Raw genomic sequence first — 13,467 nt, 5'->3', positions numbered from 1 at the left:
GATAGGACAGATTGGTCCTATCGGAACCCGTGTTGCGCAGGTACCCCCTCACTTGCGCAACCCGGTCTGTTACCCGTTATTAACTTGAAGGAGGCTCACCATGGCCATGTCCCGCGATGAAGTAGAATCGTTGATTCAGGAAGTGCTTGAGGTCTATCCAGAAAAAGCCAAAAAAGACCGCGCCAAGCACTTGACTCCAAACGACCCTGAACTCGAACAATCCAAGAAATGTATTACGTCCAACAAAAAATCCTTGCCCGGTGTAATGACCATTCGTGGTTGTGCCTATGCTGGTTCCAAGGGTGTGGTATGGGGTCCTATCAAGGACATGATCCATATCTCTCACGGCCCGGTTGGTTGTGGTCAATACAGCCGTGCAGGACGTCGTAACTACTACATCGGTACCACAGGGGTGAACACCTTTGTGACCATGAACTTTACCTCGGATTTTCAGGAAAAAGACATCGTCTTCGGTGGTGACAAAAAACTGTCCAAGCTGATCGATGAAATCGAAACCCTGTTCCCGCTGAACAAAGGGATTTCCATTCAATCCGAGTGCCCGATCGGTCTGATCGGTGACGATATTGAAGCGGTCTCCAAAAAGAAAACCGCCGAGCACGGCAAGACAGTTGTACCGGTTCGTTGTGAAGGATTCCGTGGCGTTTCCCAGTCCCTGGGTCACCACATTGCCAACGATGCCGTCCGTGACTGGGCACTGGGTGCCCGTGACGAAGACAACAGTTTTGAAACCACACCATACGACGTTGCCATTATCGGCGATTACAACATCGGTGGTGATGCCTGGTCTTCCCGTATCCTGTTGGAAGAAATGGGCTTGCGAGTTGTGGCGCAATGGTCTGGTGATGGCACCATCTCTGAGATCGAATTGACGCCAAAAGTGAAACTGAACCTGGTTCACTGCTATCGCTCAATGAACTACATCTCCCGTCACATGGAAGAGAAGTACAAGATTCCGTGGATGGAATACAACTTCTTCGGCCCTACCAAAACCTGTGAGTCACTGCGCAAGATTGCTGCCCAGTTTGACGAAAGCATCCAGGCCAAGTGTGAAGAAGTGATTGCCAAGTACCAACCAGAATGGGAAGCCGTGATCGCCAAGTACCGTCCACGCCTGGAAGGCAAGCGCGTCATGCTGTACATCGGTGGCTTGCGTCCTCGTCACGTGATTGGTGCCTATGAAGATCTGGGTATGGAAGTGGTTGGTACCGGTTATGAATTCGGTCACAACGATGATTACGACCGTACTCTGAAAGAAATGGGTGACTCCACCCTGCTGTACGATGATGTGACTGGTTACGAATTTGAAGAGTTCGTGAAAAAGGTCCAACCAGACCTGATCGGTTCCGGCATCAAGGAAAAATACATCTTCCAGAAAATGGGCGTGCCTTTCCGTCAAATGCACTCCTGGGATTATTCCGGCCCGTATCACGGCTTTGATGGTTTCGCCATCTTCGCCCGCGACATGGATATGACCCTGAATAACCCTTGCTGGAAAATGCTGGCTGCGCCATGGAAGAAAACCGAAGCGGAAGACTCCGCTGTGGCAGCAAGCGCCTGATTTCCCGATGCACGAACGGGTGAGGGCGTGGTTGCCCTCATCTGAATCATCCCATTTACCCGCCAGACCACAGATTAGTGGCGCGGGAGAGGAGGACTCTTATGAGCCAGTCAGTAGACAACATTAAACCAAGCTATCCGCTGTTCCGTGATGATGATTACAAAGAGTCACTGAGCAACAAGAAAGCCAGTTTCGAAGAAGCCCACAGTCAGGAAAAAATTGACGAAACCTTCATGTGGACCACCTCTGAAGAGTACAAGGAGCTGAACTTCCAGCGTGAAGCCCTGACCGTCAACCCGGCCAAGGCTTGTCAGCCACTGGGAGCTGTTCTGTGTGCCCTGGGTTTTGAAAAAACCATGCCTTACGTACACGGTTCCCAGGGTTGTGTGGCGTACTTCCGTACCTACTTCAACCGTCACTTCAAAGAGCCAGTGGCTTGTGTTTCTGACTCAATGACAGAAGACGCCGCAGTATTTGGTGGCCAGCAAAACATGAAAGACGGTCTGGAAAACTGTAAGGCAACTTACAAGCCAGACATGATTGCCGTGTCAACCACCTGCATGGCAGAAGTTATTGGTGATGACCTTAACGCCTTTATCAATAACTCCAAAAAAGAAGGACACGTGCCGCAGGAGTACCCAACACCATTCGCACATACACCATCGTTTGTGGGTTCGCATGTGACTGGTTGGGACAATATGTTTGAAGGTATTGCCCGCTACTTCACCCTGAACTACATGGAAGACAAGGTAGTGGGTAGCAACGGCAAGTTGAACCTGGTACCAGGCTTTGAAACCTATCTGGGTAACTACCGCGTTATCAAACGCATGATGAAAGAGATGGATGTCGATTTCACCCTGCTGTCTGATCCGGATGAAGTACTGGATACCCCGGCTGATGGCCAGTTCCGCATGTACGCTGGTGGCACCACTCAGGATGAAGTGAAAGATGCGCCTAACGCGCTGAACACCATCATGTTGCAGCCTAACCAGCTGACCAAAACCACCAAGTACGTCAAGAACACCTGGAAGCATGCCGTACCTGCGCTGAAGATCCCGATGGGTCTGGGCTGGACCGACGAATTCCTGATGAAAGTCAGCGAAATCACCGGCAAGCCGATTGCCGCCTCTCTGGAAAAAGAACGGGGTCGTCTGGTCGATATGATGACGGATTCACACACCTGGTTGCACGGCAAGAAATTTGCCTTGTGGGGTGATCCGGATTATGTCGAAGGCATGACTCACTTCCTGTTGGAACTGGGCTGTGAACCAACTCATATTCTTGCCAACAACGGTAACAAGCGTTGGAAAAAAATGATGGACGCCATGCTGGCCAATTACCCACAAGGTGCTGACTGTGAAGTTCATGTCGGTAAGGATTTGTGGCATATGCGCTCACTGGTATTCACCAACAAGCCAGATTTCATGATTGGTAACAGCTACGGCAAGTTCATCCAGCGTGACACGCTTTACAAAGGCAAAGAGTTCGAAGTACCGCTGATCCGTATCGGCTTCCCGATCTTCGACCGTCACCACCTGCATCGCCAAACTACCCTCGGCTATGAAGGTGCCATGCAGATTCTGACCACACTGGTTAACTCTGTGCTGGAACGTCTGGATGACGACACTCGTGGCATGCAAACAACTGATTATAACTACGACCTGGTCAGATAATCGCCAGTCGGTTGCGGTAACACCTGTTAGTGGGGTGTTACCGCTGGACCTGCGCGGGGTTGCCCTGTCGCTGGTCGCTGATGGTCAGTTGTTGAAACCGCGAGTTGCCTCTGGCACTCGTGGTTTTCTGGTTTCCGCCAGCTGGATCTCCAGTTGTAACGGATGCCTCAATATACCTTCTGGTCACACTGAATCGCGCATGGCGTGCTCTGTAAGGAGATTTATCAGCGCATGCAGATCGTAAACAGTGGCTGAACTCATGAATGACAATACCTAGGATGACTCCCATGCCCAATATCATGCTGCGCGAAAACGACAAGGGTGAACTGACCCTGTATGTCCCGAAGAAAGACCAGGAAGATATTATTACCACTATCGAATTTGATTCCGCCGATGCCTGGGGAGGGGAACTGACCCTGGGCGATGGCTCCAGCTACATCATAGCTACCTTGCCAGGTAAACCGGACTTGCCTCTGACCGTCCGGGCAAAACGCGGCGCGGAGGCTTGAGGTGGCCGCGGCGTCAGGGTTAACCGACCACGTCGCGCTGCGGATTGGGATGGCATCGCGGTTGTTGCCCGATATCGCTTTGGCTGAATGGATGGATATCCTGATCCGGGCGGTAGGGTTGCCGCTGACGCCACAACGGCTTGGACGCTTGCGTCTGAATCGCCTGCGCCAGGCTGGTCGAGGCGCATTAAAACCGGTCGACGATGACACCCTGCGCCAAGTGATTGCGCTGTTACGTGGTCAAGGTGTGGATATGCGCCAGTCGGTGCCCTCACCACAGCCTTATCAGGAAGGTGATATGCCAGGATCTGTGCGTATTGCCTGTGCCTCCAATCGTGGTGATCGTGTCGATGGCCCGTTTGGCACCTGTGAACGTTTTCTGGTTTATCAGGTATCGGCACTGGAAGTTCGTCTGATTGATGTTCGTGAAGTACCAGCCCCGAGAGTGCTGGTTGAGCAATACAAGGGTGACAAGCACAGCGCCAGAGCCAATCTGATCCGTGATTGCCATGTGTTATGTGCACTGACCATTGGCGGCCTTGCCAGCGCCAAGGTTGTGAATGCTGGTTTGCACCCGGTCAAATCCGGTACACCTCGGGCTGCCACAGCCATGATGGCTGAGTTTCAACGGGTGCTGGATCAAACGCCACCACCCTGGTTGTTAAAAATTATGGAAGCGTCCGCACGGGCGACCTGGGCCAGACAGCAGGAGAGTTCATCATGAGTAACCGCCATCAACTGCAAGCGATTTTTGACTATGTCGAACAGCAGGGTTTGAGTGAAAAAACGCTGCTCGAGCTGCGTGAACAGTACAAGGGCATGCACTTTACCTGGTGCTTCGATGACGATATCAACTACCCGTTTCCCTACCTGGAAAGGCCGGGATTCAACGTGTTTCTGGTCGATTCCCGTGATCATTGCTCGACCCTGACGCGGGATGTTGAAGTCGCTTCCGGGATCGTATTTGCCGAAATTATTGACGACTAGCGGAGCCAGCATGAATTCCGATACCGAGAATCTCACTCCCATTGGTGACTGTCGCCGTTGTCGCTATCGCGCCAATCTGCTACTGGCAGGGCGCTGCATCCCGGGAGATGCCTGTATTGCGGTAGATAGCGGTCGGCAAATGGATCGTTTCTTACGTTTTAACCCAGAGCTGGCACGGCATTACCTCGCCGATGCCTTTTGGGAGCGGCGCGCCATCGCGGTTCGATATGCGCCGCTGGACGACCTGAACCAACTGGTGACGGATTCTGACGAAGCGGTGCGCCGAGCCGTTGCCTATCGTCTGCCGCGAGAGCAACTGCACGCCCTGATGAACGACGAAGACCGGGAAGTGCGTATTACCGTGGCCGATCGCTTGCCGCTGGAACAGCTGGAAAAAATGGCGGTTGATCGTGATTACCTGGTGCGAGCCTATGTCGTTCAACGCCTGCCGGAAGGACGACTGTTCCGCTTTATGCGAGATGAAGACCGCCAGGTGCGCAAGATGGTGGCTAAACGCCTGCCGGAAGAAAGTCTGGTCATGATGGCTTACGACCCGGAACCGGAAGTACGCCGTATTGTTGCGTCCCGGCTACAGGGGCCGGACGTCGTGGTGCTGCTTGATGACCCGGACTGGACCGTGCGACTGGAAGCGGTGGCCAATGCTCCGCTGGATGCCCTGACCCCGGTTCTGGATGACGACGACAGCGAAGTCCGGGAAGCGGCTGCGGCGCGGTTAAACGTTCGTGTCTGAGTCGATATCTGTGCCTGGGACTGGGCCGGTAGCATCATCCAGCTGGCGCGTAGCGGTTGCCAGCAAGGATGATATCTCGATCAATCAGCACTTTGGTCACGCCCGTCACTTTATTATCTATCAATTGAGCCAGGCAGGGATTGAGCGGCAGGAGCAGCGAGACGTTGGACTGTATTGCCACGGCCATAGCGCGGATCATGCCGCCATGGCCGATATCCTGACCACGATCAAGGACTGCGACGCCGTGCTGGTGGCTCGTGTGGGTGACGGCCCAGCCGACAAGCTTCGTGCTGTTGGAGTCGAGCCGGTCTCTGACTATGCGTATCTGGGGATCGAAGAATCATTGCACGAATATCGCGATCGCTGTCTGGCACAGCAGCCAACCACCGTCAAAAGGGAGCCATAGCCATGTTGACTGACCCAACCTTGTCTGCCGAGCTGACCGTCGAGGCACAGGTCCGCGTCTGGGTGATCAATCACCCCTTGACCCCAGAGCAAGTGGATTGCGCCACCACCGTGATGCTTAAGGTACTGGATGGTAAATGCAAAATGCCCCGGCATGAAAAAGTGCGAATGAGCTGGCTTTACGATGCCGTCAAACACCAGCCCGGCGAGTTGCTGGGGGATGATACGCACGCGCTGATCGTACGCGCTCGCCAGTGTCTGTATCGGGCCAGAGTGCAATCCCAGGCAGCCGAATTGCCGGATGAATCGTTGGCAGAGCTGGACCCGTCACTGACTCTGGCCGTTTACGAGCGGCGCTTGTTGGCGGAAACCCGGCTGACACGACCAGTGATGAAAGCCTTCAAACGCTGGATTCGGCAGCAGGGACTGCTGCCCGAAACCCTTGCCCGCCAATCCAGTACTTCGGTAAATGCCGCCTGACTCGGGAGTCCGACTGACCATGCTGGTACGAGAACTGTTTAACGATGCCCCCTTGAGTCCTGATGGTCTGATCTCGCTGGAGGTGCAGCGGCTTTTGCGTGAACCGATTGATATTGCCCGTGACTGGCACCGGGCCGAACGACTGTTGCAACAGGTTGCCGAGCATCTGCCGGATCAGCTGGAAGTACAAATCGCACTCTACAAAATGTATGCCTATGCCAACTGTCTGGATGCTGCCCGACAACTGATTGGACAGGTTTTACAGCGGGCCGCGCAACAAGCGGGTTTTCAGCCCGACTGGCGTTTATTAAGTCCGGACTCGCCACCGTTTGACCAGCTGCCTGGTACGGGCATTCATGGTCCGGTGCGCTTGTACCTGTACAGCCTGAAAGCCCTGGGTTTTGTGTCGTTGCGGGCGGGGCATATCGAACTGGCTGAACAGGTGCTGACAAAATTATTGCTACTGGACCCACGAGATGAAGTGGGTGGTAGCGTGGTGTATCAAATGGCTCTCAGCCTTGCGGATGATGATAGTTAATGACCACTGACCCAACCACTCCCCAGTTAATGCTTGGTCACGCTGATATTGATGCCGACCATCAGCAATTTACCGAGCGACTGGCACAACTGAAAGCCGCTTCCGGCGCTGCATTTATTCAGCAGTTTGGCCAGCTGACCGATCACTTGGCCGAGCATTTTGAGCGTGAAAACAGCCTGATGATGCAATCCGGTTATCCTGCCAGCGCCGAACATCGGGGCGAGCATAACCGGGTGCTGGGCGAGATGACCAACTTCCGTGCCCGTGTTGAAGCAGGGCGGGTGCGCTTTGGTCGCGCCTATGCGCTGGAGCAATTGCCCGGCTGGTTTGATTTGCACGTCAGCACCATGGATGCGGCACTGGTGGAGTACCTGAAAAGGAGTCCGCTATGACAAAGGATATACCGGTAAATGCTGCGGCCCTGGATAGCAGCAGCCATTATCTGCTGCAGCTGGAAGGCAAGTTACGTGCAGCGGTTGAGCTGCGACCAACCCGACTAACCGACAATTGGTTGCTTCTTGTGCACTTGTTTTACGATGGCGATACGGCCGGCACCACCAGTTTTAACCTGCATGGTTACAGCCGTGAGGAAGCAGAAGCGCTGGCGGCCAATCTGCAAGACAATGCTTACCTGATGAAAGAAATCGACGAATATCTATGGGGTGAAAGTGACTGAATCGCGGCGCAGGGACTGACGCCAGGCAGCTATCGCCAGCGTCAATCCAGCTGCCGCAAGTTACACCAGCGCTGCAGATTTTACCTGTGCCCACAGCGTTTTGCCGGGCGTCAGCGCCAGGTGCATCACCGAACGTCGTGTCATGCGTGACAGCAGCAGAGTTTCTCCCACCTTGACCCGTACCAGCGCCAGAGAATGGTGTTCATCGTCACTGATGGCTTCGACAATGCAGGGCAGGGCGTTGACGATACTGGTGTCATCATGGCGACTCAGGGACAGGCTGACGTCACTGGCCAGAATCCGTACCCGCACTGGCTGGTCAAGATCGTCGGCATGGGAGCCGGTGTTGTCACTGGCACTGGCTGTCGATCTATCCGGGGGGAGATTGCCAACCTCCGGATCACTGATCCAGATAGAGCCGTCATCATCCTGGCTGTGTTCCGGGTGGGCAAAACCGATACGTACCAATTGCCAGTGGCGGTCACGCTCGCGGATATGACCCTGCAGTACCACGCTGGCTTCTTCCCCCTGCTGGAGCGGCGAATTGATTTGGGTGAGGGTGTCATTCAAGGTGCCACTGGCAATCACCCGTCCATCCTTGAGTGCCACCAGATAATCGGCCAGCCGGGCGACTTCTGCCGGGGAATGAGTGACGTACACAATCGGTACATCCAGATGGGTTTTCAGGCGTTCAAGCCAGGGCAAGATCTCTTGTTTGCGGCGTTCATCCAGAGATGCCAGAGGTTCATCCATCAGTAACAAACGTGGTTTGCTGAGTAAGGCGCGGGCAATGGCCACCCGCTGGCGTTCGCCGCCCGAAAGCTGGTGAGGGTAACGCTTCAGGGTGTGGTGGATACCGAGCAAATCAATCGCCTGTTCAAAATCCTCCTTGTCGACCTTGCCGCGAGCACGCTTGATCGCAAACTGCAGATTACCGGCCGCGGTGAGGTGGTCAAACAAGCTGGATTCCTGGAAGACATAGGCCAGTGCCCGTTGAAAGGTCGGTACAAAATGCTGTTCGTCTTGCCAGCATTGGTCTTTAAACAGCAAAGTGCCATTGGCTCGTTCAAGCCCGGCGATATAGCGTAACAGCGTGGTTTTGCCTGAACCGGAATGGCCAAACAGCACACTGACTCCCCGGCCCGGAAGGGTCAGGTCAACATCCAGAGTGAAATCCGGGCGCTGCAAATGACAGCGAACTCGCAGGTCATCCTGGACCCGGGTTGCTGCAGGCTCTTGTTTGGTAACAGTATTCATAGCAGTGGTTTGGCTCCCTGATCGCGACGAAATCCGTATAACAGCAGTAGCACTACAAAGGAAAACACCACCATACCGCCAGCCAGGGTGTGGGCGCGGCCGTACTCCAGCGCTTCGACATGATTATAAATCTGCACAGAAATAACCTGGGTGACACCGGGAATATTACCGCCGATCATCAGTACCACACCAAATTCGCCAATCGTATGCGCAAACCCCAACACGGCAGCGGTGTAAAAACCGGGACGCGCAAGAGGCAAGATCACATGGAAGAAGGTATCCCATGGCCCGGCCCCCAGAGTAGCGGCGGCTTCCCGCGGGCGCTCGCCCAGGGCTTCCAGTGCGTTTTGTATTGGTTGCACAACAAAAGGCAGGGAATAAAACACCGATGCCACCACCAGACCGGCAAAGGTAAACGGCAAGGTTCCCAGTCCCAGGCTTTGGGTCAGTTGACCAATCGGGCCGTGCGGCCCCATGGTCAATAGCAGATAAAACCCCAGCACGCTGGGCGGCAAGACCAGTGGCAACGCCACCAGCGCACTGACGGGGCCGCGTAAGGGGTGGCGGGTATGGGCCAGCCACCAGGCAATAGGAGTGGCGATCAGTAAAAGAATCGCGGTCACCAGGACGGCAAGTTTGATCGTCAACCAAACGGCGGTGAGGTCTTCACTGGAAATATCCATTTAAAAATTACTCTCCATCGATACCAGTCAGGTTTTGTGGTTGACCGTCCGGTCAGGATTCAGGCTTCTGCTGCGCGTGTCCGGGAAGGCTTGAGCAGCCGCAGGCAGTCAATATTACTGGCCAGATCGAGGGCGGTAAAACCGTCGAGTGTTGCAGCCTGGGTATCGGCCCCTTTTTCGAGCAGCCAGGCCACCCAGGAAGCTTTGCCGCTGGACGCAGCATACATCAGGACGCTGGCACCGTTGTCATTGAGGTTATCGATATCGATGCCCAGAGTGACCAATAAATCAGCGATGGCATAGTCATTGGCGACCACAGCAGCCCACAACGCGTTGGTGCCATCCATATTGCGGTGATTCAGCGCCATGGCAGGTTCGCCGACGATAGCAAGGTCGGCGACCACATCCAGACGCCCCTGGCGGCTGGCCAGAATCAGCGGCGTATCATTGTAGCGAGCTGGTCTGTCAGGACGCTGAGGATCAAAGCCGTGCTCGATCATCCAGCTGATCGTGGCAGGCTGGAGGGTAACAGGTTCCAGTGAAACAGGCATAAAGCAACTCCTCTGTGGCAAGGGCATGGCAAAGCTTTTGCTCTGCATAGGGTATTCCAGAGAAAGCAGTGACGACCCGTTGTCATGTTCACGTTGTGACAACCCGCTGTTTTCAAGGGAAAACCTTATCCGGCACCGGTTATGGCCGACGTTTGTAACCGACCGATACTGTGGTGATTGTCGTTAATACGACACGACAAAACCAACAACGACAGGAGTTGCGACATGACACAATGGCAAAAAGGCGATGCTGTTTTCGCCACCGTTACCATCATCAATGATGGCTCTGTGCCGAGTGCACCGGAAAGCCATGTCTTTGCCGAACCCGGCACCATGGGCATGCTGATCAACACCGGGCATCTGGAAGAAAACCCGGAGCAGGAGATGCTGCTGGTGTGTTTTCCTGATGAAGCAGGCAATCCATTTCATCTGGTGACTTGTTTTCCAGACGAAATCAGCGCGGAACCGCCAGTTACCCATTAACACTATTAACCCTATTGAGTGAGGCCGTATGCCAATCCGGGAATACCACCAACGTACCCGACACTTGCCGGATGCTTACGCTGCCGGGCCGGAAAGCCTCGATTGGGATGCCCAGCCGAACCCGTTCCGCCGTTATGACGGTGCTCGTCTGGTTCCCTTGCCTTTGGGGGCTACCGACCTGATGGCCCGGCCGGATGCACGCCGTTGGGAGCAGCTGTGGCAGCCGTCGGTCGGGCAATCGTCCGAAGCGGTTGTGATTCCGGATCTGGCACAGCTGGGGTTATTGCTGGAGCTGTCATTGGCCTTGTCGGCCTGGAAACAATTTGGCAATGCCAAGTGGTCACTACGGGTGAATCCATCCAGTGGGAACCTGCACCCGACCGAGTGTTATCTGTTGGTGCGCTCGATGGCGGGGTTGGAAGACGGGGTGTATCACTATCGGCCGGATCAACACGCACTGGAGTTGCGTTGTCCGTTGGGCCTGGAGGAGGAAAGTCCGGAACCCTTGCTGTACCTTGGCTTGAGTTCCGTACATTGGCGGGAAGCTTGGAAGTATGGCGAGCGGGCTTATCGTTATTGTCAGCTTGATGTGGGGCATGCATTGGCTGCGGTCAGTTTTGCGGCATCCACACTGGGCTGGCATCCGCACCAGATCCGGCCGGTGGCGCTGGCGGACTCAACACTGGCCAGCTTGCTGGGGCTGGATCGCCCACAGGATCTGCAGCAAGCCGATGGTTCAATGGCAGAAGCCGAGCATCCGGATTGTTTATTGAATCTACTGGCCAACAGGCATCCTGATAGCGCGTCAGCAGAAGAAGCAGAACAAATCATCGCCTGGCTGGGGCAGCAGAAAGAGTGGATGGGCAGGGCCAATGTGCTCGACCCCCGGCATATGTATCAGTGGCTGGTTATTGACGAAGTGGCCGCAGCTGCTCGTATTCCAGCCACCAGTCCAGCCTCGGCAACCACACGTTTGGCCGCGGCGGACTGGCCAGCACCTGCCATCGCCAGCGGTTCTGAAGCCCGGCAACCGGCGGCCCGGCTGATTCGACAGCGTCGTTCGGCGCAGGCATTTGATGCTGCCGGAGGCATGGCGTTGGCGGATTTCTATACCTTGTTGGATCATTGCCTGCCACGATCGGATTACAGCCCGTGGCATACCTTGCCACTCAGCCATGGTATCCAGCTGATGCTGTTTGTGCACAAGGTTGAAGGCTTGCCCTCTGGCTTGTACTGCCTGCAACGTGATACCGGTCGGTCATTGACTGATATGCAGGCGTCGTTACGGGCAGAATTCCAGTGGCAGCCGGTGGAGTCAGCTCCGGAACATCTGCCGTTTTATCGGCTGCTGGCGGCTGGTACCCGACGTACCGCCATGCGCCTCAGCTGTCAGCAGGCCATTGCCGGGGAGAGTGCCTTCAGTCTGGCGATGCTGGCCGATTGTGACGGCATGGAGGCGGAGCCATGGCGCTATCGCCATCTATACTGGCAGGCCGGTGCCATAGGACAGGTGTTATATCTGGAAGCCGAAGCGGCGGGGCTGCGAGGTACCGGTATCGGTTGCTATTACGACGATATGGTGCACAACCTGTTGGGGCTGCAAAACGACCAGCAACAGGTGTTATATCATTTCACCGTAGGGGTACCGGTGATCGATCATCGTATTACCAGCTGGTCTGCTTATGGAAAAGCGTCTGTGGAACCGTCACCGCCGACCGGGGTTTAGCCCTGTCGGAGCGGTGGGTTATCCGGTTATTTGAAGTTCCAGCCCAGCGATAGATAGGACGCCGCCGCATACAGGGTATTTTCTGGCAGCGTGACTGAATCCAGGGCGTTGGACCATTCCTGCAGTTTGTCGCGATGACTGTACAGCCCGGTAAAGAGCAGCATGGTGCTCAGTTTGCGGCTGAACTGGTAGCCGATGCCCAGCTTGCCAGTGACATCCAGGCCACCACCAAAGGTGCGGTCCAGAGAGCCGCTATGGCTGCTGTTAAGGATTTTTTCGTAGACCGGTGTGCCCACTTCCAGTGAGAACTGATAACGCATACCACTGGACTGGTTCATGAAGTAGCTGTCGTAAGCAATGCCCACCATGACACCAAAATTACTGGCATCCTCAAATACAACCGTCTGGTTGGCTTCCGGCTCGTTCTTGATGGCCGCAAAATACTCGTCTTCGCTGGTGATCGAATCGACCTGATCGATGTACTGTTGTACCACTTCCATCATGGCCGGATTATCGCGAATCGAGTTTTCGATCGTACTGTTGTAGGCATCGTTGGCCGAACCTGTACTCCAGTCAAAGCGCGAAAACGCTGTCTTCTGGTAGTGCATGCCGGCGGATGTATACCAGCCATTCTGGAAATGATACGACATCATCATGTCCAGGGTCTGAAAGCTCAGCGAGGTGGTATTGTGCTGGACGTAACCATTTTGCCCTTGCATTTCCCAGTCTTCGTCGTTTTCAAAGCTCAGCAGGGTTGAGGCGGAGATAATCGAAAACCCCAGTTTTTCATTAACGGCAGTGTAACCACCGGAACGCTGGACAAAATTGACGGCTTCGAAAGACGACTTCATATCAACGCCGTAATAGTCGTTCAACTCTTCGCTATAGTTGATGTATTGCATACCAGCAGCACCAAACACACTGAAAGAGCGGTTTTCATATTCTGCTATTGCTGGCGTGGATACGGCTGTTATCGCAGCAAGAATCAGAGTTCGGCACAACGGGTTGGATAATTGTCGATTCATGTAAGGCTTCCTGCGGACTGAATGTGACAGAACTATACAAAAACGAAAGAATCAAAAGAAGCTTTTGTTTAAAAAACAAGCACTCAAGCACTTGTTCAAGTACTGGAATAGCAAGGGAATACTGAAGCGAAAGGCTCAAGCGAA

At 54.6% G+C, this 13,467-nt stretch carries 17 protein-coding genes; 13 read left to right on the top strand and 4 right to left on the bottom strand.

The window, feature by feature from the left end:
* The first annotated feature begins 100 nt into the window (after positions 1-100).
* The 11 genes from nifD to Q4551_RS05310 all read left to right on the top strand — a co-directional run bounded on the left by nifD (position 101) and on the right by Q4551_RS05310 (position 7,598).
* Entirely contained in the window at positions 101-1,579 is a 1,479-nt protein-coding gene (gene nifD / locus Q4551_RS05360) for a nitrogenase molybdenum-iron protein alpha chain (protein WP_303432265.1), read from the top strand.
* A gap of 101 nt (positions 1,580-1,680) precedes the next feature.
* Positions 1,681-3,252: a nitrogenase molybdenum-iron protein subunit beta gene (nifK, locus tag Q4551_RS05355; RefSeq protein ID WP_303432264.1), complete on the top strand. Its 1,572-nt coding sequence runs from the start codon at positions 1,681-1,683 to the stop codon at positions 3,250-3,252.
* 287 nt (positions 3,253-3,539) lie between these two features.
* Positions 3,540-3,761 carry a putative nitrogen fixation protein NifT gene (nifT, locus tag Q4551_RS05350; RefSeq protein WP_303432262.1) on the top strand — a complete coding sequence of 74 codons (222 nt, stop codon included), beginning with the start codon at positions 3,540-3,542 and terminating at the stop codon, positions 3,759-3,761.
* A gap of 1 nt (position 3,762) precedes the next feature.
* Positions 3,763-4,485 (top strand): dinitrogenase iron-molybdenum cofactor N-terminal domain-containing protein, encoded by a 723-nt coding sequence (locus Q4551_RS05345; protein ID WP_303432260.1) that lies wholly within the window; start codon positions 3,763-3,765, stop codon positions 4,483-4,485.
* Positions 4,482-4,748, top strand: coding sequence for a hypothetical protein (locus Q4551_RS05340; RefSeq protein WP_303432259.1), 267 nt, complete (start codon positions 4,482-4,484; stop codon positions 4,746-4,748). Before Q4551_RS05345 ends, Q4551_RS05340 begins: the two co-directional genes overlap by 4 nt.
* Positions 4,749-4,758: 10 nt before the next feature.
* Positions 4,759-5,499 (top strand): 4Fe4S-binding leucine-rich repeat protein, encoded by a 741-nt coding sequence (locus Q4551_RS05335; RefSeq protein WP_303432258.1) that lies wholly within the window; start codon positions 4,759-4,761, stop codon positions 5,497-5,499.
* Complete coding sequence (locus tag Q4551_RS05330; RefSeq protein WP_303432256.1) at positions 5,492-5,905, top strand: NifB/NifX family molybdenum-iron cluster-binding protein; 414 nt, start codon at positions 5,492-5,494, stop codon at positions 5,903-5,905. Before Q4551_RS05335 ends, Q4551_RS05330 begins: the two co-directional genes overlap by 8 nt.
* A gap of 2 nt (positions 5,906-5,907) precedes the next feature.
* Positions 5,908-6,384, top strand: coding sequence for a hypothetical protein (locus Q4551_RS05325; RefSeq protein WP_303432254.1), 477 nt, complete (start codon positions 5,908-5,910; stop codon positions 6,382-6,384).
* Between the two features lie 19 nt (positions 6,385-6,403).
* On the top strand, positions 6,404-6,922 hold the full coding sequence (locus tag Q4551_RS05320; protein ID WP_303432253.1) for a hypothetical protein: 519 nt from the start codon (positions 6,404-6,406) through the stop codon (positions 6,920-6,922).
* The gene (locus Q4551_RS05315; protein WP_303432252.1) at positions 6,922-7,314 is read left to right on the top strand and encodes a bacteriohemerythrin; all 393 of its coding nucleotides are present in this window, start codon (positions 6,922-6,924) and stop codon (positions 7,312-7,314) included. The genes Q4551_RS05320 and Q4551_RS05315 overlap by 1 nt, the downstream gene beginning before the upstream one ends.
* Positions 7,311-7,598 carry a hypothetical protein gene (locus tag Q4551_RS05310; protein ID WP_303432250.1) on the top strand — a complete coding sequence of 96 codons (288 nt, stop codon included), beginning with the start codon at positions 7,311-7,313 and terminating at the stop codon, positions 7,596-7,598. The genes Q4551_RS05315 and Q4551_RS05310 overlap by 4 nt, the downstream gene beginning before the upstream one ends.
* 60 nt (positions 7,599-7,658) lie before the next feature.
* Here Q4551_RS05310 and modC read toward each other — a convergent pair whose 3' ends face one another.
* From modC to Q4551_RS05295, 3 genes are read right to left on the bottom strand one after another with little or no spacing between them, the layout of a single operon-like run.
* A complete protein-coding gene (gene modC / locus Q4551_RS05305; RefSeq protein WP_303432249.1) occupies positions 7,659-8,855 on the bottom strand; it encodes a molybdenum ABC transporter ATP-binding protein in 1,197 nt (398 codons plus the stop codon).
* Entirely contained in the window at positions 8,852-9,538 is a 687-nt protein-coding gene (gene modB / locus Q4551_RS05300) for a molybdate ABC transporter permease subunit (protein ID WP_303432247.1), read from the bottom strand. Before modB ends, modC begins: the two co-directional genes overlap by 4 nt.
* 59 nt (positions 9,539-9,597) lie before the next feature.
* Positions 9,598-10,089, bottom strand: coding sequence for an ankyrin repeat domain-containing protein (locus Q4551_RS05295; RefSeq protein WP_303432245.1), 492 nt, complete (start codon positions 10,087-10,089; stop codon positions 9,598-9,600).
* Positions 10,090-10,314: 225 nt separating this feature from the next.
* Here Q4551_RS05295 and Q4551_RS05290 point away from each other — a divergent pair, with 225 nt between their 5' ends.
* Both Q4551_RS05290 and Q4551_RS05285 read left to right on the top strand, forming a co-directional pair.
* Positions 10,315-10,572: a nitrogen fixation protein NifZ gene (locus Q4551_RS05290; RefSeq protein WP_303432244.1), complete on the top strand. Its 258-nt coding sequence runs from the start codon at positions 10,315-10,317 to the stop codon at positions 10,570-10,572.
* A gap of 28 nt (positions 10,573-10,600) precedes the next feature.
* Positions 10,601-12,298, top strand: a complete 1,698-nt coding sequence (locus Q4551_RS05285; RefSeq protein WP_303432242.1) for a SagB/ThcOx family dehydrogenase — start codon at positions 10,601-10,603, stop codon at positions 12,296-12,298.
* A 26-nt stretch (positions 12,299-12,324) separates the two neighbouring features.
* Here Q4551_RS05285 and Q4551_RS05280 read toward each other — a convergent pair whose 3' ends face one another.
* The gene (locus tag Q4551_RS05280; RefSeq protein WP_303432241.1) at positions 12,325-13,323 is read right to left on the bottom strand and encodes a hypothetical protein; all 999 of its coding nucleotides are present in this window, start codon (positions 13,321-13,323) and stop codon (positions 12,325-12,327) included.
* Positions 13,324-13,467 lie beyond the last annotated feature (144 nt).

It is taken from the genome of Oceanobacter sp. 5_MG-2023, assembly GCF_030548165.1.
Taxonomy (GTDB): domain Bacteria; phylum Pseudomonadota; class Gammaproteobacteria; order Pseudomonadales; family Oceanobacteraceae; genus Oceanobacter.
Note: the sequence above shows the minus strand (reverse complement) of the source record. Positions and strands in the feature narration are given on the sequence as shown.